The sequence below is a fragment of the Leclercia sp. 119287 genome (genome assembly GCF_009734485.1).
Lineage (GTDB): Bacteria > Pseudomonadota > Gammaproteobacteria > Enterobacterales > Enterobacteriaceae > Enterobacter > Enterobacter adecarboxylatus_C.
The window spans coordinates 2,873,539-2,897,142 of sequence record NZ_CP046445.1 but is presented as its reverse complement, the minus strand read 5'-3'; the positions used below and the strand labels follow the sequence as shown (position 1 = coordinate 2,897,142).

Here is a 23,604-nt window from a genome sequence, read left to right as displayed (position 1 = left end):
AAATAAAAAAGCGCGTCCCCGGACGCGCTTTTTTTATGCCTGCGAACGTGGCTGCGTCACCCTTAGCCCGCTGATAATGGCCGCGACGGTGGCCAGCGTGCCGGCGGTCAGCAGCGCCAGATGGGTCCCGCTTTGCCCGGCCAGGTTAAACATCAAGGCCACCAGCGCCGCCCCGGTACTTTGTCCCAGCAGGCGGGCGGTACCCAGCATGCCGCTGGCGCCGCCGCTGCGATGGCGAGGGGCGGCGGTAATAATGGTATGGTTATTTGGCGACTGGAACAGACCAAAGCCCGCCCCGCACAGCATCATCCGCCAGATAATATCCAGATCGTGCGGTGCCGCCGGCAGCAGGGCGAGGGCGAAAAGACCGACCGCCATTATCACCAGCCCCAGCGCCCCCAGTAAGCCCGCATGCACCCGTTCAATCAGATAGCCTGCCAGCGGCGCCATCACCATCGTGGCCAGCGGCCATGGGGTTAACAGCAGACCCGTTTCTACTTCCGAGCGACCAATCACGCTCTGCAGGAAGAAGGGCAGAGAAACCAGGGCCAGCATCTGCGCGCAGAAGGAGCATATTGACGTACCGATAGAGAGCGAAAAGAGCGGAATACGCAGCAGATCCACCGGCAGTAATGGTACCGGCAGGGCCAGCTGACGCCGCACGAAGAAGAAGCCGACTACCAGCAGCGCCACAACTTCGCCGGCAATTAACGTCAGCGACTGTCCCTGGGCGAAACCGCTGAGGGCGGTGATCAGCAGGCCAAAGGTGAGGGCGTTCATCACCGCGCTCGGCAGATCGAATTTAGGCATACTGCTTTTCGGGCCGTTGGCGGGCAAGTAGCGCAGGGCGAACAGCAGCGCCACGATCCCCAGCGGGACATTGATCAGGAACAGCCACTGCCAGGAGGCTACCGAGAGGATCGCCGCCGCAATTGTCGGGCCTGCCGCCGAGGAGACGGCGACAATAAAGGAGTTAATGCCCATCCCTCGTCCCAGATGCCGCTGCGGGTAGATAAGACGAATCAGCGCGGTATTGACGCTCATCAGCGCCGCGCCGCCAAACCCCTGAACGATACGCGCCAGCGTCAGGGTGTGCAATGTGTCTGAAAGGGCGCAGAACAGGGAGGTCAGGGTAAAAACCACCAGTCCGCACTGATAGACCCGGCGGTAGCCAAACATGTCTCCGAGGAAAGAGAACGAGAGTAGCGAGATGACAATCGCTATCTGGTAGGCGTTGACGATCCAGATCGAACTGGCAGGCGAGGCATTCAGGTCGCTGGCGATGGTCGGCAGGGCAACGTTGGCGATGGCACCATCCAGCACCGCCATGGAAATACCGATAATAATGGTCGCAATGGCACCATAGCGCTGCGGTAACGGCAGGCCATCTGTGAGGGTTTTTGTCATGAGAATGAATGAGCAATACAGGTTATTATTAACAGGGTAACGATATTATCACTGTTATTTCGGTTATATGTCGCAGATTTGTAACCAGGTTAGCCAGGATTGATTGCAGCAATGCGGTCGCGAATTTATAATAAAAACCGGTTCTAAATTTTATAAAACACTTGCGTTGAGGTGATTAATGGCAATCGCGGATTTGGATAAACAGCCAGATTCTGTTTCTTCTGTGTTAAAGGTGTTCGGCATCCTGCAGGCGCTTGGCGAAGAGCGCGAAATTGGTATTACTGAGCTGTCCCAGCGTGTGATGATGTCAAAAAGCACCGTTTACCGCTTTTTGCAGACCATGAAATCACTGGGTTATGTTGCACAGGAAGGCGAGTCTGAAAAGTACTCCCTGACTCTGAAGTTATTCGAACTGGGCGCACGCGCGCTGCAGAATGTCGATCTGATCCGTAGCGCGGATATTCAGATGCGTGAACTCTCTCGTCTGACGAAAGAGACGGTGCACCTGGGTGCGCTGGATGAAGACAGCATTGTCTACATCCATAAGATCGACTCCATGTATAACCTGCGCATGTATTCACGCATTGGCCGCCGCAACCCGCTGTACAGTACCGCCATCGGTAAAGTCCTGCTGGCATGGCGCGACCGTGAAGAAGTGAAGCAGATCCTCGAGAACGTCGAGTACAAACGCAGCACTGAACGTACCATCACCACCACCGATGAACTGTTAGCGGTGCTGGATAAGGTGCGTGAGCAGGGTTATGGCGAAGATAACCAGGAGCAGGAAGAGGGCTTGCGCTGCATCGGCGTACCGGTATTTGACCGCTTCGGCGTGGTGATTGCAGGCCTGAGTATCTCCTTCCCGACGCTGCGTTTCTCTGAAGAGCATCTGCACGAATACGTGGAAATGCTGCACACGGCGGCGCGGAAGATCTCTGAGCAGATGGGTTATAACGACTATCCGTTCTGAGTTGTTCCTGCATAAAAAAACGCTGCCTGATGGCAGCGTTTTTTATGGATGGGATCAGCCGTTATCGACTACTGTCTCGCTCTTTCGCAGCAGCGGGCAGCGGGAGAGTCCAATAATTCCGCTGTCAGAATGAATATACTGCGCCGTGCTGAAGCCGCGTGCGGTGAGGTACTGACACTGAATACCCAGTCCGCCAGCGTTCTCTTTACTGCCCGTCAGCACGCCGTAGCCTGCGAGCAGTAAACCTGTCCAGACCAGGGCTATAACAATCAGTGTGCGAATAAAAAAGCGCATTATTGCCTCATTTTTTTTAATGACTGCCGTCTAGCGTAACCGATAAAGTCGCGTGAACAAGCCTATGATTCCGAAAAGCTCGTCTTCACGTTACAGTTAGGCATGGTTTAAGTTGCGCATGATAACCTGGCATCAGGCAGTTATGGGACGGAGAGTGGAGTGAAAAAAATACGCTGGGTAATTCTGGTGCTGGTACTGGTGGCCTGTGTGTTGCTCTGGACGCAGACCATCAATGTGATGTGTGACCAGGATGTACAGTTTTTTAGCGGTATTTGTTCTATCAATAAGTTTATCCCCTGGTAACAGGCATTTTTATCGCAAATGATTTCCTTCCGTAACGCGAGTGCTAGAATGAGCGTTTTTATTGGGGGGTGAAATGGGTGAGTTAGTGAATTCCGGGATGCTTAGTGTGGCATCTCTGGCGATTTCGGGAATATTGCTGATCGTGGGTCTGGTGCTGTGGTTTTTCGTCAACCGTGCAAGCTCCCGTACCAATGAGCAAATCGAGCTGCTGGAAACATTAGTTGATTTGCAAAAACGTCAGAACGCGCTGCTGCGCCGCCTGTGCGAAGCCAATGAACCGGAAGAGAAAGTAGCACCTAAAGCGGCAGAAGAGACGGCTAACAGCCAGGACGATGACTTTATTCGTCTGGTAGCCGAACGCTAACCAGTCAGGGGAGGTGAGTATGGCCTGGAGCAATCCCTGGTGTAACGCCTCCCTCGCGCATCATACCTCGCAGGGTTTTCGCAACACCGATGGAGCTGAGCACCAACCCGGCGATGTCGAACGCTGGCAGAAAGAACGAAAGGCCGCCGGTCTGCCGAAACCGCCCGAACAGGGCTACGACCAGTTTATCCGCCAGTGGTGGCAACCTGTCACACTCAATACCCTTGAAGAAGACGGCGTCTGGTGGTTGGGGCATGCCAGCCTGCTGCTGCGCCTGAACGGGAAATACATTCTCACCGATCCGGCGTTTTCCCGTCGCGCCTCCCCGGTACCCTTTGCCGGGCCGATCAGAAAAACGCCCCCGGTGATGAGCGTCGCGGCGCTTCCACCCCTTGATGCGCTGGTCATTTCCCATAACCACTTTGATCATCTGGATTCCGCCACCTTCCGCCAGCTTCTGCGGCGTTTTCCGCAGCTGACCATTTTCGTGCCGTTAGGCCTGGGGGAGTGGTGCCGCCGGCGTGGGGCAAAACAGGTCGTCGAGCTGGACTGGTGGCAAAGCTATACCTTCGAAGGGTTGGGGTTCACCGCCGTCCCGGCGCAGCATTGGAGTATGCGCACCCTGTGGGATCGCAACCGCTCGCTCTGGTGTGGCTGGGTCTTTGAGGGGCAAAACCAGCGCTTCTGGTTCAGCGGCGATACCGGTTATACGCCGGAGTTACTGACCATCCCGCAGCGGCTGGGAAAACTGGATACCATTGCGATACCCGTTGGCGCGTATGCACCACGTTGGTTCATGTCTGTTCATCATATGGATCCGCAGGCGGCGGTAGCGCTCTGGCAACAACTGGGTATGCCGACGGCGATCCCGATCCACTGGGGGGTGTTTGAGCTGGCCGATGAATCGCTGGATGAGCCTGTAAAAGAACTCTCTTTGGCCCTGAATGATTTATCGCTGCCGGTGGCTAACTTTCAGCCTCTACGCATTGGTCAATATTTATCCATATAAACTATTCTCTGTTCAGTTAGCACTTATTCCGTATTAAACCGACGCATGTCATATTTTATTTTAATCGAAACGTTTTGATTGCCTTTTTTTGATGCAGGTTCATAAAAATATCATTATTTTGGTGCATGGCAACAATCAGCGTTGCGGTGTATATAAGTTAAACAAGCGAAGCGACCCGAAGTGTTTTTTTTCAAGGAAACAAATGCCTGCCGTTACGATTAAATCAGCATAACTTCTTACCAATTGTTCTAAAGGAAATAACCGCCGCACGAAATCGGCCACGCTTGCTGGACGATATGAAGTTCTTGGTCTAAGTTAAAAAAGTCTTTGATAACAGCGTCTACCCTGACGGTTACTGATCGAGCAACAGACGGGCTATGTATACACGTAAGTGCATTACTGTGCAGATTGTGGCAAATCAGTCCCTGAATTTGTGCGGCTGATCGAGACACGTTTAAAAATGGCTTGCCATTATTTAAGTTGTGTGTGATAACACGGTTTGGGTCAAACGAGGTACAGTTCTGTTTATGTGTGGCATTTTCAGTAAAGAAGTCCTGAGTAAACACGTTGTCGTTGAATACCGCTTCTCTGCCGAACCTTATATTAGTGCCTCATGCAGTAATGTCTCAGTTTTATCTCAGTGAATGCCCGCGGGCTAAGAAAACATTCTAAGGAATTTTGCAAATGGCAAAGATTAAAGGTCAAGTTAAGTGGTTCAACGAGTCTAAAGGTTTTGGTTTCATTACTCCTGCTGACGGCAGCAAAGATGTGTTCGTACACTTCTCTGCAATCCAGGGTAACGGCTTCAAAACTCTGGCTGAAGGCCAGAACGTTGAGTTCGAAATTCAGGACGGCCAGAAAGGTCCGGCTGCTGTTAACGTAACCGCTATCTGATCGAACCCCTGCCTAATCTGAAGCGTTCCGACGTTTCAGTTGCAGAGATAAAGCCTCGCGTATGCGGGGCTTTTTAATGCATTTTTTTCAAAGTGTTACCACCTGCGTCTCTGTTTGCAGTTTGTTGCAAAGCTGCGAGAGTATTAGCATTGTTTTCCCCCTCAGGGTGCAAATTTGCCGTTAAATCAGGGCGTTGTTATTCAGCCCTGGAGCCCTGGTGAAAAAGAAACCCGTCAATCCCGCAGTAAACTTCACCCCGTTACGTTTTGCCCTTCTCTGCCTGGCCATTCTTGGCAGCCTGGTTTTCCTGCTGGGGCGCGTCGCCTGGCTGCAGATTGTAAAACCGGATCCGCTGGTCAAGCAGGAGGATATGCGCTCGCTGCGTGAGGTGGCTATTAACGCCCCGCGAGGGATGATCGTCGACAGGGAAGGGCGGCCGCTGGCGGTGAGCGTGCAGGTGCAGGCGGTGTGGGCCGATCCGAAAACGGTGCTGGCGAAAGGCGGTGTCGGGTTTGACGATCGCTGGCAGGCGTTAGCCAGCGCCCTGCATCTGTCGCTCACCAACCTTGCCGCGCGGATCAACAGTAATCCGCAGGGGCGTTTTATCTATCTGGCCCGCCAGGTCGATCCCGCTCAGGCCCAGTGGATCGACAAACTCCATCTGCCGGGTATCAGCCTGCGGGATGAGTCACGACGTTTTTACCCGGCCGGACACGTGGCGGCTAACCTGATTGGCTTTACCAATATTGACGGGCAGGGCATCGAAGGGATCGAGAAAAGCTTTAATGCGCAGCTCACCGGCAAACCCGGCCTGCGCCGAGTGCGCGAAGATCGCTACGGGCATGTGATTGAGAATATTACCGAGGTCCCGCCCGTGCCGGCGCACAATATCCAGCTGAGCATTGATGAGCGGCTACAGACTATTACGGAAGATGCGCTGGACAACGCTGTGGCATGGAACAAAGCGGAGTCGGGGGCCGCGGTGCTGATCAACATTCAGACCGGCGAGATTCTGGCGATGGCCAGCTTCCCGGACTTCAATCCCAATAACCGTGACGGCGCCACGCTGAATGATTTTCGTAATCGCGCCATCAGCGATACCTTTGAGCCGGGCTCTACCGTCAAGCCGCTGGTGTTGATGACCGCGCTGCAGCAAGGGCTGGTGCAGCCGGACAGCGTCATCGACACCCATCCCTACACCCTGGCCGGGCACCGCATTCGCGACGTCGGTTACTACCCGGAGCTGACGCTGACCGGCATCCTGCAAAAATCGAGCGACACCGGCGTGTCCCGCCTCTCGCTGGCGATGCCGATCCAGCGGCTGCTGGATACCTATCACGGGTTTGGCTTTGGCCGCTCCACCGGCCTCGGGTTAACCGGGGAAAGCAGCGGCCTGCTGCCCGAGCGTAAATTCTGGAGCCAGCTCGATCGCGCTACCTTTGCGTTTGGCTATGGCCTGATGGTCACTCCGCTCCAGCTGGCTCACGTCTACGCCACCATTGGCAGCTATGGTCTGGAGCGTCCGCTCTCTATCACCCGCATTGACCCGCCGGTCATCGGCACCCAGGTAATGCCCGTTCCGATTGTGCAGGAGGTAGAGCATATGATGGAGAGCGTGGCGCTGCCCGGCGGCGGCGGGGTCAAAGCGGCGGTACGTGATTACCGGGTGGCAGTGAAAACCGGCACCGCGAAGAAAATCGATGACGGCGGCAACTATGTTGATAAATATGTGGCCTATACCGCCGGCGTCGCGCCGGCCAGCCGTCCGGTATTTGCCCTCGCGGTGGTGATCAACGATCCGCAAAATGGGGCCTACTACGGCGGGGCGGTCTCGGCACCGGTATTCAGCCAGATTATGGGTGACGTGCTGCGTATCGAAAACATCAAGCCGGATGGCTTACCGGCCGATTCCAGCCATCTCATCGTAATGCGTTAAGGCCGTTTTATAGCGGGGCGATTAGCGGTACACTTTCGCCCTTTATGATTGCCCGGAGTTACCATGACATTCTGCTGTCCTCTTTGCCACGCGCCCCTGGCGCACACGGATAAAAGTTACGCCTGCCCGCAGGGGCATCGGTACGATATGGCGAAAGAGGGCTATGTCAATCTGCTCCCGGTGCAGCATAAGCGTTCCCGGGATCCGGGCGACAGTGCGGAGATGATGCAGGCCCGCAGAGCCTTTCTCGATGCCGGCCATTATCAGCCCCTGCGCGACGAGGTCGCCGGTAGGCTGGCAGCGTTATTGCCTGAAGGGGCGACATCGATCCTCGATATCGGCTGTGGAGAAGGATATTACACCGCCGCCTTTGCCGATACTGCCCAGAAAAAGGGCGCCGCAACCTTTGGGCTGGATGTCTCTAAATCCGCCATCCGTGCCGCAGCCAAACGCTATTCGCAGGTGACCTTTTGCGTGGCGTCCAGCCACCGTCTGCCGTTTGAAGAGAGCAGCATGGATGCGGTGATCCGCATCTACGCTCCCTGCAAAGGTGAAGAGCTGGCCCGGGTGGTGAAAGAGGGCGGCTGGGTTATCACCGTCACGCCAGGTCCGCGTCACCTGATGGAGCTGAAGGGGCTGATTTACAGCGAGGTTTTGCTGCATGCCCCGCATTCGGAGCAGCTGGCAGGCTTTGCGCTCCGGGAGGAGCAGTCCCTGGCCTATAATATGTCCCTGAGCGGAACAGAAGCGGTGGCGCTGTTGCAGATGACGCCTTTTGCGTGGCGGGCAAAACCGGAGGTGTGGGAGACGCTGGCAAAACAGGCACTATTCAGCTGCCAGACAGATTTTAGCATCCACTGCTGGCAGCGCGTCGCTTAACCGGCGAAGTGGCTCCACATAATTTGAGCGCCGATACCGATTAATACAATACCGCCGAGGATCTCGGCGCGTTTCCCTAACAGCGGGCCGATAAACCGGCCGATCATCATCCCCAGGGTGGACATGATTAAGGTCGCGCAGCCAATCGCCAGCGCGGTAGCGATAATGTTCACCTGCAGGAACGCCAGCCCCACGCCGACGGCCATCGCATCAAGGCTGGTGGCGATCGCCGTGGTCACCAGCAGCCAGAAGCCGTGGCGGTGAACGGGCTCATCTTCATCAACGTCATTACGAATGCCTTCAATAACCATACGTCCGCCGAGGAAAGTCAGCAGGATAAAGGCGATCCAGTGATTCCACTCCAGCACGAACTGGCTGGCGAGCATCCCCAGACCCCAGCCAATCAGCGGCGTCAGGGTTTCGATAGCACCAAAGATCAGACCGGTACGCAGGGCTTCAGAGAATTTAGGTTTGTGGAGCGTGGCGCCTTTTCCCATGGAAGCAGCAAATGCATCCATAGACATACCAAAGGCCAGAAGAAGTGTTGCAGAGAGGTTCATCAGCGCGTCCAGACCGGGATATCCATATGACACATCACTGCCCCCAGTAAACAGCAGTTGAGGCGTCTATGGTCTCGCCTGATTGGTCTGCCTGACGCAGAAACAATCCGTACGTGCCACGTTTTGCAACGAGTATGTTGACACGTACATTTCCGGCATACCGGAAATCGGCTACTCCCCAACGACGGGCGCAACCTTAACATATTTTGAGAAGTTAAAACAACAACCGGAAAGTATTATTCTCCCGGCTGGTTGATAACGATTTTCATTTAGATTTTGATGTGAAAATAACGTTAATAATATGGCGTGTATTCATCCAGAAAATATAGCTTTGGCTATATGACAGGGTAATTTTTTTGTCAAAATATAGCCAGTGCTATTATTTTATCTTACTGAGTTTTAACGAGTAATTTGTATATCTTCTCCAGGTCGTCAATATTCTTCACCCGGATAAGCAGGCGTCGCTGTTCCAGTTGCATCACCAATACGCCGTCTTCCGATAAATTCATCTCTTTAATACGGTTATATTCTATCCAGACATTGGCGAAAAAGAATCCACTGGATTTGAAGATTATTTTTGGCACCCGCATCCAGAACAGATAAAACGCCATTAATGCCAGGGCACATAATAACCATGTGGTTAATAACGCACCCTGGCTCATGACGTTGTTATAAATCAGGATCATCAGCAGGCCGGCGAAGATCACGGCATCGACGCGACCGCGACGCAGCAGGGGGATAGTGAGCAAGGTAGGGCCGTTGCGGCGCGGCATGATCAATTCGTCGTAGATGGCATACGCCAGAAGGGCAACAATAAAGACAACCAGTACGATGTCCGTGACCGTCATTCATCCTCCGGATAAAAAAACGGGGGCATACATGCCCCCGGTGTATTTAGTGAAAACTTACAGACCCAGCAGACCGATAGCGTAACCCACGATACCGATAACGAAGAAGCCGACGATAATCCACAGCGCATTCACTTTCTTACGCAGCAGCCACATACAGGCGAAGGTCAACAGCAGCGGCACCAGGCCCGGCATCAGCTGGTCAAGGATGGTTTGCACGGTGGTTACGCGAGTCTGACCATCCTGACCGGTGATGGTTGACACCACCAGCGGAATGTTGACGTGCGTCCACTTGTTTACCAGCGCCCCCATCACAAACAGGCCGAGGATTGACGCCCCCTCAGTCAGTTTCTGCAGGAAGCCGCCGCCCATATCCTGAACGATGTCCACGCCCTTACGGTAGCCGTAAGCGACGCCGTAGTAACGGGTCGCCAGACGCACCACGTTAAACAGGATAAAGAACAGCAGAGGACCGAGCAGGCTGCCGCTCATGGCGATACCCGCCCCCAGCGCAGCGAAGACCGGACGCACGGTACCCCAGAAGATCGGGTCACCGACGCCTGCCAGCGGTCCCATCAGACCGACTTTGATACCGTTAATAGCACCATCGTCGATTTCGGCACCGTTCGCACGCTGCTCCTCCATCGCCAGCGTAACGCCCAGTACCGGGGCCGCAACGTAAGGGTGGGTGTTGAAGAATTCCAGGTGACGCTTAATCGCCTGGCGACGCGCTTCGTTATTTTCCGGGTACAGACGTTTGATCGCCGGTACCATTGAGAAGCAGAAGCCCAGCGCCTGCATACGTTCGAAGTTCCATGAACCCTGGAACAGGTTTGAACGGATGAACACGCCACGAATATCCCCTGGAGTCAGTTTTTTCTGAGGGGTAGTTTTAGTCATATCAACCATGTCGCTCACCTGCTAGTCCAGTTCGTTATCGAGATCGTTATTACCAGCAACCTGTGCACCACCGGCTACGCGGTTATATTTCGGGCTCAGCTGGATGTAGAGGATGGCCATGACCGCACCAATCACGCCCAGTGCTACCAGGTTGAAGTTGGTAAATGCCGCGGTAACAAAGCCGAGGTAGAAGAACGGCATCAGGTAGCCTGCGCGCATCATGTTAATGACCATCGCATAACCAACCACCACGATCATGCCGCCGGCGATGTTCAGACCACCGGTAACGACCTCTGGAATGGCGTTCAGCATGCTCTGGACTTCGCTGGTGCCGACAGAAATTGCCACGATAACCGCCGGGATAGCGATACGCATCGCCTGCAGGAACAGGGACGAGACGTGGAGCCACGATAGCGCCGTCAGGTTGCCATTCTCCGCCGCCTTATCAGCCGCATGCTGGAAGGCAACGGTAATGGTACGCACGATAATGGTCAGAACCTGGCCCGCAGCCGCCAGCGGGATAGCCAGCGCGATACCGGCACCGATATTTTGATGGCCGGCGATAACCAGCACGGTAGAGATAATGGAGGCGAGCGCCGCATCCGGTGCAACCGCAGCTCCGATGTTCATCCAGCCGAGGGCGATCATTTCCAGGGTACCACCGATGATGATACCGGTTTTCATATCCCCGAGAACGGCGCCGATTAACGTACAGGCAACCAGCGGACGGTGAAACTGAAATTCATCAAGTACGGATTCCATACCCGCTATACAAGCGACGATGAACACCAGCACAATCTGAAGAGTGGTAATCTCCATTGTACTTCTCCTATGACATAAGCTTTATGTGAAAAATCAGCGCGGGGTTATTTCCCGACTTTGCCGATCAAATCCATCATTTTCAGTTTCTGGTCGGTGGAAACCTTACGGGCCTCCAGTTCAATGCCGCGTGCATTCAGCTTGTTAAAGGCTTCAATATCCTTCTCATCGACTGAAATCGCGTTGTTCACCTGAGTTTTACCCTGGCGGAACGCCATACCCCCAATGTTGACGGACTTGATGTTCACGCCGCCTTCGACAACGCGTTCTACGTCTGTCGGATTGGTAAACAGCAGCATGATGCGCTCGCCCGCATATTTCGGGTTGTTATAAACGCGGATCATTTTGGCGACGTCTACCACGTGGGCGGTTACGCCCGGTGGGGCCACCTGGGTAAGGAGGGTTTTACGGACCGTATCGGCGGCCACTTCATCGCTGACCACGATGATGCGCTGGACGTTGGTCTCTTTGGTCCAGCGCGTCGCGACCTGACCGTGGATCAGACGGTCGTCGATACGGGCAAGGCCAATCTGCATGTAATCGTTCGGGCCCATTGGCTTAAGCGGGGCGGCGGGTTTAGCAGCGGCTGCGGCAACCGGCGCGGGTTTCGCGACTTCGACCGGTTTCGCTTTCAGCGCTTTCACGCCTTCGCGACCGGTTTCAACCGCCAACGCAACCAGCTCGTCAAAGCTCGGGTTGTCGTCGCGTGCCATCAGGGTTTCAACCAGCATCGGAATATTGACCCCGGCGACCACCTCATGCTGCTCTTTATCGACCACAATGCGGCTGGCGGCGTTAAACGGGCTGCCACCCCATGTGTCAACAAGGAACAATACGCCGCTGCTGGTGTCCAGTCTGGACAGTTGAGCCGTGTATTTCTCTATTAGTGTCTCGGCGTTTTCACCGGGAACGAAATCGATCCAGCCGACGTTTTCCTGTTCGCCTAAAAGCATTTCTGCGGTTTTAAGTAACTGCTCTGCAGCCCAACCATGTGTGCCTATAACAATAGCAATAGTCACTTGCTACCTCCTTTTATTATCGTTAATGCCCAAAACGCGTCAGGACATTAGTGATCTTCTTCGAAAGAACGAATCGATTCAGATAAGGGTTAGAGTTCAACTCACTCAGTCTTACGCGATTTATTTTAGACAGTGAAAAAATAATTTATGTGATGAAGATCCGTAATTTAGCCTAAGCCAATGAGATATTTCTGTGATCAAAAAAAGCGCTGAAACATCTGTTTGCAAAGGAAAGTAAATCTTTGCCATAAAGCCCAGGTCTCTGATATGTTTAGCGTCCGTTTACTTGTCAGGAGTATTGGGCAGCAGCCCACTGTATGGACCGTCACCGACGCCAGTCACACACCCGGCCAATTCTGGCCAGCCTTACCGGCGATTCGCGCCACTCACTGTTTACGCCTTTTACCGCTTCGCCCGAATCTATCGCGGCGCCGTTTTGCCATTCCTTTAGCAGGAGCTTGTCATGGAATTCTTAATGGACCCGCAGATCTGGGTGGGATTGCTCACGCTGGTGGTGCTTGAGATCGTACTCGGCATCGATAACCTGGTGTTTATTGCCATCCTTGCGGACAAACTTCCGCCTAAACAACGGGATAAAGCACGCTTAATCGGCCTGTCACTGGCGCTGATCATGCGTCTTGCGCTGCTGTCGGTCATCTCCTGGATGGTGACGCTGACGCAACCGCTGTTCACCGCATTCGATTTCACCTTCTCAGGGCGTGACCTGATCATGCTGCTGGGGGGTATATTCCTGCTCTTCAAGGCCACAACCGAACTCCATGAACGGCTGGAAAATCGCCAGCATGACGACGGACACGGTAAAGGCTACGCCAGCTTCTGGGTGGTGGTTCTGCAAATTGTGGTGCTGGACGCCGTCTTCTCCCTCGATGCGGTGATTACCGCTGTCGGCATGGTGAACCATCTGCCGGTGATGATGGCCGCCGTGGTCATTGCGATGGCGGTGATGTTGCTCGCCTCGAAGCCGTTGACACGATTCGTCAACCAGCATCCGACCGTGGTGGTGCTCTGTCTGAGCTTCCTGCTGATGATTGGTCTGAGCCTGGTGGCAGAAGGTTTCGGCTTCCATATTCCGAAAGGCTATCTGTACGCTGCAATTGGTTTCTCGATCATTATAGAGATGTTTAACCAGATTGCCCGCCGCAACTTTATTCGCCAGCAGTCGAACCAGCCGCTACGTGCCCGTACCGCTGATGCGATTCTGCGTCTGATGGGCGGCCGTCGTGAAGCCAAAGCGCAGCAGGACAGCGACAACCATGCTCCGGTGCCGGTACCCGAAGGTGCCTTTGTGGAAGAAGAGCGTTATATGATCAACGGCGTGCTGTCGCTGGCCTCGCGCTCCCTGCGCGGGATCATGACCCCGCGCGGCGAGATCAGCTGGGTCGATGCCAGCCTGAGCGTGGAAGAAATCCGCCAGCAGCTGCTCTCCTCCCCGCACAGCCTGTTCCCGGTCTGTCGCGGTGAGCTGGATGAGATCATCGGCATTGTGCGTGCCAAAGAGATGCTGGTGGCGCTGGAAGAGGGTGCCAATGTGGAAGCTATCGCTGCCGCGTCGCCTGCCATCGTGGTGCCGGAAACCCTCGACCCGATCAACCTGCTTGGCGTGCTGCGCCGTGCCCGGGGTAGCTTTGTTATCGTGACCAACGAGTTTGGCGTGGTGCAGGGCCTGGTGACGCCGCTGGACGTACTGGAAGCCATTGCCGGTGAGTTCCCGGATGCCGACGAAACGCCGGAAATCATCAATGATGGTGACGGCTGGCTGGTAAAAGGCACCACCGACCTGCATGCGCTGCAACATACGCTCGGTCTGGAACATCTGACCAACCATGACGATGATATCGCGACGGTAGCCGGTCTGGTGATCGCCGTTAACGGTCAGATCCCGCGTAGCGGTGATGTGCTTGAATTACCGCCGCTGAAGATCACGATCGTGACCGCCAATGATTACCGCGTTGACCTGGTGCGCATTGTTAAAGAGCAGTCTGCCCACGACGAAGAAGAGTAATCAGGGTAGTGACGGCATCATGTTCCCGCTGTGAGGAGGTGGCGGAGGTGAACTCTCCGCCAGCCACTGCGGGAAATCCCGCAGCGGCATGGGCCGCGCATACAGGAACCCCTGCAGAATTTCGACACCGTGCAGGCGAAGATGCTTCGCCTGGTCGCAGGTTTCCACCCCTTCGGCCACCAGCTCAATGTTCAGACGCTGGGCCAGGGCAATAATAATATCCGTCACCGTCGAGTTAACGGCATCGGTGCCAATCGCGGCGGTGAAGGATTTATCAATTTTCAACACTTCCGGATTGAGTTTCTCCAGCCACGACAGCGAGCTGTTGCCGGTGCCGAAATCATCGATCGCCAGCTTGACCCCTTTCTGATGCAGTGCCTCCACGATGTTGTAATCCATCTCCAGCAGGGTATCGCGCTCGGTGAGCTCTATCACCAGCTGCTGCGGGGGGGCGGCGCTGAACCAGACGTGATTCAGATCGTGGAGAAGCACCCCGTCGCGAAAATGTTTGGCCGCCACGTTGATGCCAATATGAAATCCCGGCGCGGGCGGAAATATTGCCAGCTGGCTGACGGTTTCGATCAGCACGTAGCGGGTCAGGGGGACAATCAGGTTATGCTCCTCCGCCAGCGGGATAAAAATATCCGGGGCGATCCATCCCTGCCGCGGATTATTCCAGCGCAGAAGGATCTCAACCCCGACGCAATTCTGTTTTTTGGCATCGATCAGCGGCTGGCAAAACAGCTCAAACTCACCGGCAGCAAGCCCGTAATTAATCTCCCGGGTGAAGCTCATGCGACTGGCGGTGGCAAGCCAGGCGATATAGCCCACCAGCATGGTGAATATCACCGCCAGCGGCAGCTGCGACGGGAGGTTTTTCAGCGCCAGATCCGTCGGGCCAGGGCCGTTAACGGTAATGGTGAACGGGAAATTTCCGGAGGCCTGCTGATACACCGTTTCGTCACTGTCAAATACCAGCGCGTCTGAGAGCTGGCGCTCATGGTTCAGATGTTTACCGCCCACGCTAAGATTAACGTCGTTGATGATCGGCAGCTGGGGCTCCAGAAGTAGCCTGGCAATGAGATCGATATTCACAATCTCCATCACCCCGTCGTCGCTCTGGCCGGGCACCGGATACCACTGGATAAGCACCGGGCTGCCTTTCAGCAGGGCGTGGTCGGAGGTGAGAAGCAATAAAGGCTGAGACGCGGGCAGCCGGGGCTGGAGCTGGCTGATGGGAATGTCGCGGTTACCGAACATGCTGGAGCAGTAGAGGATACCGTCCTTAATCAGGCCAATCGAGCGTACGGTTTGCAGGGAAGCGGCCTGTTTGCGCAATAAGAAATTGACCTCCACGCAGGGCAGGCCGATCAGCGGCTGTACCACGTCGCGCCCGGTCTCCAGCGGCTGGAGGATCTTATCCAGCGTCTCGACAGCATGCGATACGAAGGCGGCGGTAGACTGCTGATTTAAATTGCGCTGCGAAATAAAGCCGATAATTAGCGTGCAAACAAGGGTGGTAAGTGACAGCACCAGGCAGACGATGATCCGTTTGCGGCGATAATTTTTAATTATCCTGTGAGCTGTTTGCATGCCACGGCCACCCGAATGCCCGTGGCAACTCAGGTAGTGTAGTGGGCATTATTTCAGGTAACGAGAAAAGTGCATAAAATTCGCCCATCCGTATCAGATGGGCGAAGGAGGTATGAAAGACAAAAGTCGCAGTGGCGCCGTCAGAGGATTAGTCGCACTGCACCTTGATGGCCAGGCCGCCGCGGGAGGTCTCACGGTATTTGGCGTTCATGTCTTTGCCGGTTTCATACATGGTTTCGATCACCTTATCCAGCGAAACGCGCGGTTCGCTGGTGCGGCGCATCGCCATCCGCGAGGCGTTGATCGCTTTCACCGAAGCAATGGCGTTACGTTCGATACAAGGTACCTGTACCTGGCCTGCAACCGGGTCGCAGGTCAGACCGAGGTTATGCTCCATGCCAATCTCCGCAGCCACGCACACCTGTTCCGGGCTGGCGCCCAGCAGCTCTGCCAGACCGGCCGCCGCCATTGAGCAGGCCACGCCCACTTCACCCTGACATCCCACTTCTGCACCGGAGATGGAGGCGTTCATCTTATAGAGCGCGCCCACCGCGCCCGCGGCGAGGAAGTAGCGAATATAGATATCCGGGCTCACCGATTCGATAAAGTGATCGTAGTAGGCCAGTACCGCCGGAACGATACCGCAGGCACCGTTGGTCGGAGCCGTTACCACGCGGCCACCGGCGGCGTTCTCTTCGTTTACTGCCAGGGCAAACATGTTCACCCAGTCGATGACGTTCATCGGATCGTTAGAATATTTGTCGGTGGTGACCAGCATCCGGCGCAGGGCAGAGGCGCGACGCGGTACGCGCAGCGGGCCCGGCAACACGCCTTCGGTATTGATACCGCGATCGATACAGGCGCGCATGGTCTGCCAGACGTTAGCAAAATAGTCTTCAATCTCTTTCTTGCTGTGCAGCGCCAGTTCGTTCTGCATCACCATACCGGAGAGGGACAGGCCGGTCTCGTGGCAGTAATCCAGCATCTCTTTCGCTGACTTGAACGGGTAAGGCACGTTCACGTCGCCCGTCGCGTCCTGGCCGAAATGCTCTTCGTCGACAATAAAGCCGCCGCCGATGGAGTAATAGGTTTTGCTGTAGACCACTTTGTCGCCGCTGAAGGCGTGGATCTGCATCCCGTTTTCATGCAACGAGAGGTTGTCGCTGCGAAAACGCATGCCGTCATCCTGTGGGAAGTCCACTTCCTGCCGGCCATTCGCCAGCAGCAGACGACCGCGCGTTTCCACGTCGCGGATAAACGCCGGAATGGCGTCAATATCTACGGTGTCCGGCATATTTCCGGCCAGACCCATAATAATGGCGATATCGGTGTGGTGGCCTTTACCCGTTAACGACAGTGAACCGTAAACGTCCACGGCCACGCGGGTAATGCTGTCCAGTAATCCTTTTTCGACCAGGTCATCGACGAACTGTTTACCGGCCTTCATCGGCCCTACAGTGTGGGAAGAAGAGGGACCAATCCCCACTTTGAACATGTCGAATATACTAATCACTTTAACACTCCTGACAGGGTTACCGGGTTTCCAGTAACGATGTAATAACTTCGCATAGTGTAAGAGGGAAGCCCGCCGTCAGCTCAACTATTCACATGAATTAAACTAATGCCTGAGGCGGGATAAACTAATAGCGGGAGGCGGATCGCAAAGGTACAAAAAAAGGGCGAATGTAAAGTATAGTCAAGGTTTCAGGCCGATCTGCAGCGCCAGCTCACGAATAATTCCTGCCGTCATGCCCCAGACAAAATAATGCTCATACCAGGATAACCACACCCGATGATCGTGGCCACGACGATGAATATCGAGTGGATGATAACGGCCCAGACGCAGGGCTTCCGCCAGCGGCATTTCGAATACCGACTCCACTTCGTCTTCGCTGGCGTGATAGTGCAGATCCGGCGGGATAATGCCCACTACCGGGGTCACCTGAAAACCGGTCACGCTGTCTACCGGCGGCAGGACGCCAATCACCTCGACCTTGTGCGGCGGGATAGCCACCTCTTCCTCGGCTTCACGCAGGGCGGCGGCAATTAACGAGGCGTCGGTGCTGTCCACCGCGCCGCCGGGAAAGGCCACCTGACCGGCATGCTTGCGCAGCTTCGCCGAGCGCCGGGTCAACAGCAGGCCCGGCTGCTCCCGGCGCACCACCGGGATCAATACCGCCGCCTGACGCTGGTTCAGCGACGTGCTGTTCACCTGCGGGCGCAGAAGCTGAAAACGCGATAAAAAATTGTCGAGGGTCAGGTCGTGGGTATTCACCAGTTAGCGCTCCAGTTGTTGCAGAATACGATTCACTTTATCAAAGGTTTCCTGATATTCCGCCGCGGCCTGGCTGTCAGCCACGATCCCGCCGCCTGCGGAACAGTAGATCTGCCCGGCCACCGCCGTCAGGGTGCGAATAGTGATGCTGGTGTCCATGCCGCCGCACAGGCTGAGATAGCCGATGCTGCCGCACCAGGCGTTACGACGATGGGGCTCCAGCTCGTCGATGATCTCCATTGCCCGCACTTTTGGCGCGCCGGTGATCGAGCCGCCCGGGAAGGCGGCGCGCAGCAGATCGCACGCGGTCTGCGCTGGCGGCAGCCGGGCGGTAATGGTGCTCACCAGGTGATGCACGGCCGGGAAAGGCTCAACCACGAACAGCTCCGGCACCCGCACGCTCCCCGGCTCCGCTACCCGGCCAATGTCGTTGCGCATCAGATCGACAATCATCAGGTTTTCGGCTCTGTCTTTCGGCGAGGCGGCGAGCTTCTCCGCCTGCTGGCGATCGGCATCCGCATCCGCGAGGCGTGGCAGGGTGCCTTTGATCGGGCGGGTCTGGATAGTGCCATCCGCCAGATGGATAAAACGCTCCGGCGACAGGCTGAGGATCGCCCCCTCGTCGAGGCGCAAAAAGGCGCTGAACGGGGCGCGGTTGCTCGCATTCAGTCGGGTAAAGGCCTGCCATTCGTCCCCTTCATAGCGGGCCTGGAAACGCTGGGCCAGATTGACCTGATAGCAGTCGCCGCTGTGCAGAAACGCCTGCACACGATCGAATTTTTCATGATACTCCGCCGCGGTCATATTGGCCTGCCAGCCGGAGGTCAGCCGGAACGCGGGCACATTCGCGGGTGCGCGTTGCGATTCAAGCCACGCCAGGCGGGCTTCAGCATCGCCATGACAGACCAGCGACACCTGCTGGCGGTGATGATCGACCAGGATCGCCCAGTCGTAAAGACCCACGGCCATGTCCGCCAGGGTGATATCGCGCCCGGCCCGTTCCGGCAGCTGTTCGAAGCGGCGGCCGAGGTCGTAGCCGAACAACCCCAGCGCGCCGCCCTGGAAGGGCAGGTCCGGGTTCGGCGTGCAGGGCAGGCCCATCTCATCAATGGCCTGCTGAAGCAGACTCAGCGGGCAGGCGTCAGAGTGAACCCCGTCGATCAGCGTATCCACCCCGTGGGTCACCAGCGTGGTGCGCGGGTCGGCCACCAGAATGTCAAAGCGGCTGTAAGGATGATCCGCATGACCGGAGTGCAGCAGCATCGCCCACGGCAGATGGCTTATTGGCGCAAACCATAATTCTGCGGCGTCAGGACGCCAGGGTAATGTCAAAACAGTGGGGGATAACGGGTTCATGGGTGGTAGACTACCGGGCAGCGTGAAATAATTAGCGCTGATAATTTAGCAGGAGTTGACGATGTTTGCAGGTTTACCTTCACTGAGCCACGACCAGCAGCAAAAGGCCGTCGAGCGTATTCAGGAGCTGATGTCCCAGGGGATGAGCAGCGGACAGGCTATTTCCCAGGTGGCAGAAGAGCTGCGCGCCACCCATACCGGCGAGCGGATCGTGGCGCGTTTTGAAGATGAGGATGAAGAAGAGTAACGCCCTTACACCGCGGCGATAATCTTAATTTCAACCTTATACTGCGGTTTCATCAGCGCCGCCTGTACCGTGCAGCGTACAGGCGCGTGACCTGCCACGACCCACTCATCCCAGGCTTTGTTCATCGCCGCAAAATCGTCTTTATTGGCCAGGAAGATAGTCGCATCCAGAATGCGGGACTTGTCGCTGCCCTGTTTTTCCAGCACCGCGTCGATCTGCGCCAGGGTATTGGCGGTCTGCTCATACGCGTCGGCGTCGAGATTCGCCGGTACGCCGGTGTAGTACAGGGTCTGGTTGTGGATCACTACATCTGACCAGCGGGCTTCGGCATCAATGCGCACAATTGTCATATACGTTTCCTCGTGAGTGTCTGTTTCAGCAGGCAAGACTGCCATATTGTTTTGCCTGCGTCACTCTCGACTGGCGCCAGGGCGAGCGGCCTGACATAATCCCCTGTGCAAAAATACAGGGGGCAGAGTGGCAGACGATTTCGCAGCAGACGGACAGTTAGCAAAGGCAATTCCAGGCTTTAAGCCGCGCGAGCCGCAGCGTCAGATGGCGCACGCGGTGGCCGATGCGATCGACAGCGCCCAGCCGCTGGTGGTGGAAGCGGGCACCGGCACCGGTAAAACCTATGCCTACCTCGCGCCCGCGCTGCGCGCCAAAAAGAAAGTGATCATCTCCACCGGCTCAAAGGCGTTGCAGGATCAGCTCTACAGCCGCGATCTGCCCACCGTAGCTAAGGCCCTGAAATATAAAGGCCGTCTGGCCCTGCTGAAAGGGCGCTCCAACTACCTCTGTATTGAACGTCTCGAACAGCAGGTGCTGGCGGGGGGCGATCTGCCGGTACAGACCCTCAGCGACGTGATCATCCTGCGCAGCTGGGCCAACCAGACCCTCGACGGGGATATCAGCACCTGCGCCAGCGTGGCCGAAGACTCCGCCGCCTGGCCGCTGGTCACCAGCACTAACGACAACTGCCTCGGCAGCGACTGCCCGCTGTACAAAGACTGCTTTGTGGTCAAAGCGCGTAAAACGGCGATGGATGCCGACGTAGTGGTGGTCAACCACCACCTGTTCCTGGCGGATATGGTGGTGAAAGAGAGCGGCTTTGGCGAGCTGATCCCCGAGGCCGACGTCCTGATCTTCGATGAAGCCCATCAGCTCCCGGATATCGCCAGCCAGTACTTCGGCCAGTCCCTCTCCAGCCGTCAGCTGCTGGACCTGGCGAAAGATTTTACCATCGCTTACCGCACTGAACTGAAAGATACCCAGCAGCTGCAGAAGTGCGCCGACCGACTGGCGCAAAGCACGCAGGATTTCCGCATGCAGCTCGGGGAGCCAGGCTATCGCGGCAATCTGCGCGAACTGCTTGCCGATCAGCATATCCAGCGCGCGCTGCTGCTGCTCGATGATGCCCTTGAGCTCTGCTACGACGTGGCGAAGCTCTCCCTGGGACGCTCGGCGCTGCTGGATGCCGCCTTCGAGCGCGCCACCCTGTACCGCGCCCGCCTGAAACGGCTGAAGGCGTTTAACCAGCCGGGCTACAGCTACTGGTACGAATGCAACTCGCGCCATTTTACCCTCGCGCTGACGCCGCTCACCGTGGCCGATAAGTTCCAGGAAGTGATGGCGCAGAAGCCGGGCAGCTGGATTTTTACCTCCGCCACGCTGTCGGTAAACGACGATCTGCACCACTTCACCGAACGTCTTGGTATCGCAGAGGCCAAATCCCTGCTGTTGCCGAGCCCGTTTGATTATGCCACCCAGGCGCTGCTCTGCGTCCCGCGTAATCTGCCGCTGCCCAATCAGCCCGGCGCCGCCCGTCATCTGGCGGCCATGCTCAAGCCGATGATCGAGGCCAACAACGGCCGCTGCTTTATGCTCTGCACCTCCCACGCCATGATGCGCGATCTGGCAGAGCAGTTCCGCGCCACCATGACCCTGCCGGTGCTGTTGCAGGGTGAAACCAGCAAAGGCCAGCTGCTGCAGCAGTTTGTCACCGCGGGGAATGCCCTGCTGGTGGCGACCAGCAGCTTCTGGGAAGGGGTGGACGTGCGCGGCGACGCTCTGTCGCTGGTGATCATCGACAAGCTGCCCTTCACTTCGCCGGACGATCCGCTGCTGAAGGCGCGGATGGAAGATTGCCGCCTGCGCGGTGGGGATCCCTTCGACGAGGTGCAGCTCCCGGACGCGGTCATCACCCTCAAACAGGGCGTGGGCCGTCTGATCCGCGACGTGGACGATCGCGGGGTGCTGGTGATCTGCGATAACCGCCTGGTGATGCGTCCGTACGGGGCCACCTTTATCGCCAGCCTGCCGCCGGCACCGCGCACCCGGGATATCGATCGCGCGGTGCGCTTCCTGGCGGCGTCTCAGTCGGAGTAATTTGCTGACGGGTGTGTTAAAATGCGCGCCTTTTTGTGACTGACCCTTGCGAGAGCGCGACAACACATGCGAATTCTGGCTATTGATACCGCCACAGAGGCCTGCTCTGTTGCCCTGTGGAACGACGGTAAACTCTGTGCTCATTTCGAAGAGTGCCCCCGGGAACATACCCAACGTATCCTGCCTTTGGTGAAGATGATCCTCACCGAGGGCAACACCTCCCTGAATAACCTCGATGCTCTGGCTTATGGCCGCGGCCCCGGCAGCTTTACCGGCGTGCGCATCGGTATTGGCATTGCTCAGGGGCTGGCGCTGGGCGCCGAACTGCCGATGATTGGCGTTTCGACCCTCGCCACCATGGCTGAGGGTGCCTGGCGCAACACCGGTGCCACCCGCGTGCTGGCCGCCATTGACGCCCGGATGGGCGAAGTCTACTGGGCGGAGTACACCCGCGATGAGCAGGGCGTCTGGCACGGTGAAGAGAGCGAAGCCGTGCTCACGCCGGAAGCGGCAGGCGAGCGCATGAAGCAGCTTTCGGGTGAGTGGGCGACCGTCGGGACCGGCTGGCCGGCGTGGCCAGCGATGGCAAACGACAGCGGTCTGACCTTGGTGGACGGCAAGGTGCTACTGCCTGCCGCCGAAGATATGCTGCCTATCGCCCGTCAGCTGCTGGCCGCAGGAAACACCGTGGCGGTCGAGAAGGCCGAGCCGGTTTATTTGCGAAACACCGTAGCGTGGAAGAAACTTCCGGGCCGGGAGTGAATCTCAGTATCAGAGCCTGAGAAAAAGGAGTCGCATCATGGCGGTTCAAAAATATGTCGTTCGTCTGCTGACCGTCGGGGCACTGGCCCTGGCATTAACAGGATGTGTCTCTGTCCCTGATGCGATCAAGGGCAGCAGCCCGACGCCGCAGCAGGATCTGGTCCGGGTGATGAACGCCCCGGAACTGTACGTCGGCCAGGAAGCACGCTTTGGCGGCAAAGTGGTGGAGGTGATGAACCAGCAGGGGAAAACCCGTCTGGAAATTGCCACCGTTCCGCTGGACAGCGGCGCGCGGCCGATGTTGGGTGAAGCCTCACGCGGGCGCATCTATGCCGATGTGAACGGTTTCCTCGACCCGGTAGACTTCCGTGGCCAGCTGGTCACCGTCGTCGGCACCATCACCGGCGCGGAGCAGGGCAAAATTGGTAATACGCCGTATAAATTTATGACCCTGCAGGCCAAAGGCTATAAACGCTGGCGGGTAGTGCAGCAGGTAGTGATGCCGCCGCAGCCTATCGATCCCTGGTACTGGGGCCCGCATCCGTGGCGCTATGGATATGGCTACGGCTATGGCGGCTGGCCAGGTTATGGTCCCGGACCGGCTCAGGTTCGGACGGTGGTAACAGAGTAAATATCTGTTATAACTGAAGAAGAAACAGCGGCCCTGCCGCTGTTTCGTTTTTTTTATCGCTATAACAAAAATAAATAGTGACGCGCTTCGCAACCTTAAATCCGGACAATTAATAAACTGGTACGCT

General features: G+C 56.5%; 24 protein-coding genes, 1 pseudogene and 1 riboswitch. Of the genes and pseudogenes, 13 read left to right on the top strand and 12 right to left on the bottom strand.

What is annotated here, in order from left to right; all coding sequences use genetic code 11:
- Positions 1 to 33: 33 nt before the first annotated feature.
- Positions 34 to 1,407, bottom strand: coding sequence for an MFS transporter (locus GNG27_RS13935; RefSeq protein ID WP_156264039.1), 1,374 nt, complete (start codon positions 1,405 to 1,407; stop codon positions 34 to 36).
- A gap of 178 nt (positions 1,408 to 1,585) precedes the next feature.
- Here GNG27_RS13935 and kdgR point away from each other — a divergent pair, with 178 nt between their 5' ends.
- Positions 1,586 to 2,377 carry a DNA-binding transcriptional regulator KdgR gene (gene kdgR / locus GNG27_RS13930; protein WP_106993296.1) on the top strand — a complete coding sequence of 264 codons (792 nt, stop codon included), beginning with the start codon at positions 1,586 to 1,588 and terminating at the stop codon, positions 2,375 to 2,377.
- A 54-nt stretch (positions 2,378 to 2,431) separates the two neighbouring features.
- On the opposite strand, the gene GNG27_RS13925 is transcribed toward kdgR, so the two are convergent.
- Positions 2,432 to 2,671: a YobH family protein gene (locus GNG27_RS13925; RefSeq protein ID WP_142489943.1), complete on the bottom strand. Its 240-nt coding sequence runs from the start codon at positions 2,669 to 2,671 to the stop codon at positions 2,432 to 2,434.
- Between the two features lie 159 nt (positions 2,672 to 2,830).
- Between GNG27_RS13925 and mgrB the strand changes: the two genes are divergently transcribed.
- The 7 genes and pseudogenes from mgrB to rlmA all read left to right on the top strand — a co-directional run bounded on the left by mgrB (position 2,831) and on the right by rlmA (position 8,056).
- A complete protein-coding gene (mgrB, locus tag GNG27_RS13920) occupies positions 2,831 to 2,974 on the top strand; it encodes a PhoP/PhoQ regulator MgrB (RefSeq protein WP_103180034.1) in 144 nt (47 codons plus the stop codon).
- 73 nt (positions 2,975 to 3,047) lie between these two features.
- Positions 3,048 to 3,338, top strand: a complete 291-nt coding sequence (locus GNG27_RS13915) for a YebO family protein (RefSeq protein WP_156264038.1) — start codon at positions 3,048 to 3,050, stop codon at positions 3,336 to 3,338.
- Positions 3,339 to 3,357: 19 nt separating this feature from the next.
- On the top strand, positions 3,358 to 4,347 hold the full coding sequence (locus GNG27_RS13910; RefSeq protein ID WP_156264037.1) for an MBL fold metallo-hydrolase: 990 nt from the start codon (positions 3,358 to 3,360) through the stop codon (positions 4,345 to 4,347).
- A gap of 527 nt (positions 4,348 to 4,874) precedes the next feature.
- Positions 4,875 to 5,019 (top strand): annotated as a pseudogene (locus GNG27_RS13905) (DUF2627 domain-containing protein).
- Positions 5,020 to 5,031: 12 nt separating this feature from the next.
- Positions 5,032 to 5,241 (top strand): transcription antiterminator/RNA stability regulator CspE, encoded by a 210-nt coding sequence (gene cspE, locus GNG27_RS13900; protein WP_001062678.1) that lies wholly within the window; start codon positions 5,032 to 5,034, stop codon positions 5,239 to 5,241.
- 217 nt (positions 5,242 to 5,458) lie between these two features.
- On the top strand, positions 5,459 to 7,177 hold the full coding sequence (ftsI, locus tag GNG27_RS13895) for a peptidoglycan glycosyltransferase FtsI (RefSeq protein WP_156264036.1): 1,719 nt from the start codon (positions 5,459 to 5,461) through the stop codon (positions 7,175 to 7,177).
- Positions 7,178 to 7,240: 63 nt separating this feature from the next.
- Entirely contained in the window at positions 7,241 to 8,056 is an 816-nt protein-coding gene (gene rlmA, locus GNG27_RS13890) for a 23S rRNA (guanine(745)-N(1))-methyltransferase (RefSeq protein WP_156264035.1), read from the top strand.
- Here rlmA and mntP read toward each other — a convergent pair.
- From mntP to manX, 5 genes are all read right to left on the bottom strand, one after another.
- Positions 8,053 to 8,616 carry a manganese efflux pump MntP gene (mntP, locus tag GNG27_RS13885; RefSeq protein ID WP_142490115.1) on the bottom strand — a complete coding sequence of 188 codons (564 nt, stop codon included), beginning with the start codon at positions 8,614 to 8,616 and terminating at the stop codon, positions 8,053 to 8,055. The genes rlmA and mntP overlap by 4 nt on opposite strands.
- 1 nt (position 8,617) lies before the next feature.
- A riboswitch (yybP-ykoY riboswitch) is annotated at positions 8,618 to 8,808 on the bottom strand.
- A 197-nt stretch (positions 8,809 to 9,005) separates the two neighbouring features.
- A complete protein-coding gene (locus GNG27_RS13880) occupies positions 9,006 to 9,464 on the bottom strand; it encodes a DUF986 family protein (protein WP_156264034.1) in 459 nt (152 codons plus the stop codon).
- Between the two features lie 57 nt (positions 9,465 to 9,521).
- Complete coding sequence (locus tag GNG27_RS13875; protein ID WP_039030789.1) at positions 9,522 to 10,373, bottom strand: PTS mannose transporter subunit IID; 852 nt, start codon at positions 10,371 to 10,373, stop codon at positions 9,522 to 9,524.
- A gap of 12 nt (positions 10,374 to 10,385) precedes the next feature.
- The gene (locus GNG27_RS13870) at positions 10,386 to 11,183 is read right to left on the bottom strand and encodes a PTS mannose/fructose/sorbose transporter subunit IIC (RefSeq protein WP_142489937.1); all 798 of its coding nucleotides are present in this window, start codon (positions 11,181 to 11,183) and stop codon (positions 10,386 to 10,388) included.
- Positions 11,184 to 11,230: 47 nt separating this feature from the next.
- Positions 11,231 to 12,202 (bottom strand): PTS mannose transporter subunit IIAB, encoded by a 972-nt coding sequence (gene manX, locus GNG27_RS13865; RefSeq protein WP_142489936.1) that lies wholly within the window; start codon positions 12,200 to 12,202, stop codon positions 11,231 to 11,233.
- Positions 12,203 to 12,665: 463 nt separating this feature from the next.
- Between manX and yoaE the strand changes: the two genes are divergently transcribed.
- The gene (yoaE, locus tag GNG27_RS13860; RefSeq protein ID WP_142489935.1) at positions 12,666 to 14,225 is read left to right on the top strand and encodes a CNNM family cation transport protein YoaE; all 1,560 of its coding nucleotides are present in this window, start codon (positions 12,666 to 12,668) and stop codon (positions 14,223 to 14,225) included.
- On the opposite strand, the gene GNG27_RS13855 is transcribed toward yoaE, so the two are convergent.
- The 4 genes from GNG27_RS13855 to pabB form a co-directional block, all read right to left on the bottom strand.
- A complete protein-coding gene (locus GNG27_RS13855) occupies positions 14,226 to 15,818 on the bottom strand; it encodes an EAL domain-containing protein (RefSeq protein WP_156264033.1) in 1,593 nt (530 codons plus the stop codon).
- A 148-nt stretch (positions 15,819 to 15,966) separates the two neighbouring features.
- Complete coding sequence (gene sdaA, locus GNG27_RS13850) at positions 15,967 to 17,331, bottom strand: L-serine ammonia-lyase (protein ID WP_142489933.1); 1,365 nt, start codon at positions 17,329 to 17,331, stop codon at positions 15,967 to 15,969.
- 183 nt (positions 17,332 to 17,514) lie between these two features.
- Entirely contained in the window at positions 17,515 to 18,093 is a 579-nt protein-coding gene (locus tag GNG27_RS13845; RefSeq protein WP_142489932.1) for a CoA pyrophosphatase, read from the bottom strand.
- Positions 18,094 to 18,096: 3 nt separating this feature from the next.
- Complete coding sequence (gene pabB / locus GNG27_RS13840; protein ID WP_156264032.1) at positions 18,097 to 19,449, bottom strand: aminodeoxychorismate synthase component 1; 1,353 nt, start codon at positions 19,447 to 19,449, stop codon at positions 18,097 to 18,099.
- A gap of 61 nt (positions 19,450 to 19,510) precedes the next feature.
- Between pabB and GNG27_RS13835 the strand changes: the two genes are divergently transcribed.
- Complete coding sequence (locus GNG27_RS13835; protein WP_142489930.1) at positions 19,511 to 19,696, top strand: YoaH family protein; 186 nt, start codon at positions 19,511 to 19,513, stop codon at positions 19,694 to 19,696.
- Positions 19,697 to 19,701: 5 nt separating this feature from the next.
- Here the strand turns inward: GNG27_RS13835 and GNG27_RS13830 are convergent, their stop codons facing one another.
- Entirely contained in the window at positions 19,702 to 20,046 is a 345-nt protein-coding gene (locus GNG27_RS13830; protein ID WP_142489929.1) for a RidA family protein, read from the bottom strand.
- A 127-nt stretch (positions 20,047 to 20,173) separates the two neighbouring features.
- Between GNG27_RS13830 and GNG27_RS13825 the strand changes: the two genes are divergently transcribed.
- From GNG27_RS13825 to GNG27_RS13815, 3 genes are all read left to right on the top strand, one after another.
- Positions 20,174 to 22,084, top strand: a complete 1,911-nt coding sequence (locus GNG27_RS13825) for an ATP-dependent DNA helicase (RefSeq protein ID WP_156264031.1) — start codon at positions 20,174 to 20,176, stop codon at positions 22,082 to 22,084.
- Between the two features lie 66 nt (positions 22,085 to 22,150).
- On the top strand, positions 22,151 to 22,846 hold the full coding sequence (gene tsaB, locus GNG27_RS13820; protein ID WP_142489927.1) for a tRNA (adenosine(37)-N6)-threonylcarbamoyltransferase complex dimerization subunit type 1 TsaB: 696 nt from the start codon (positions 22,151 to 22,153) through the stop codon (positions 22,844 to 22,846).
- A 37-nt stretch (positions 22,847 to 22,883) separates the two neighbouring features.
- Positions 22,884 to 23,477 carry a Slp family lipoprotein gene (locus tag GNG27_RS13815; RefSeq protein ID WP_156264030.1) on the top strand — a complete coding sequence of 198 codons (594 nt, stop codon included), beginning with the start codon at positions 22,884 to 22,886 and terminating at the stop codon, positions 23,475 to 23,477.
- Positions 23,478 to 23,604 lie beyond the last annotated feature (127 nt).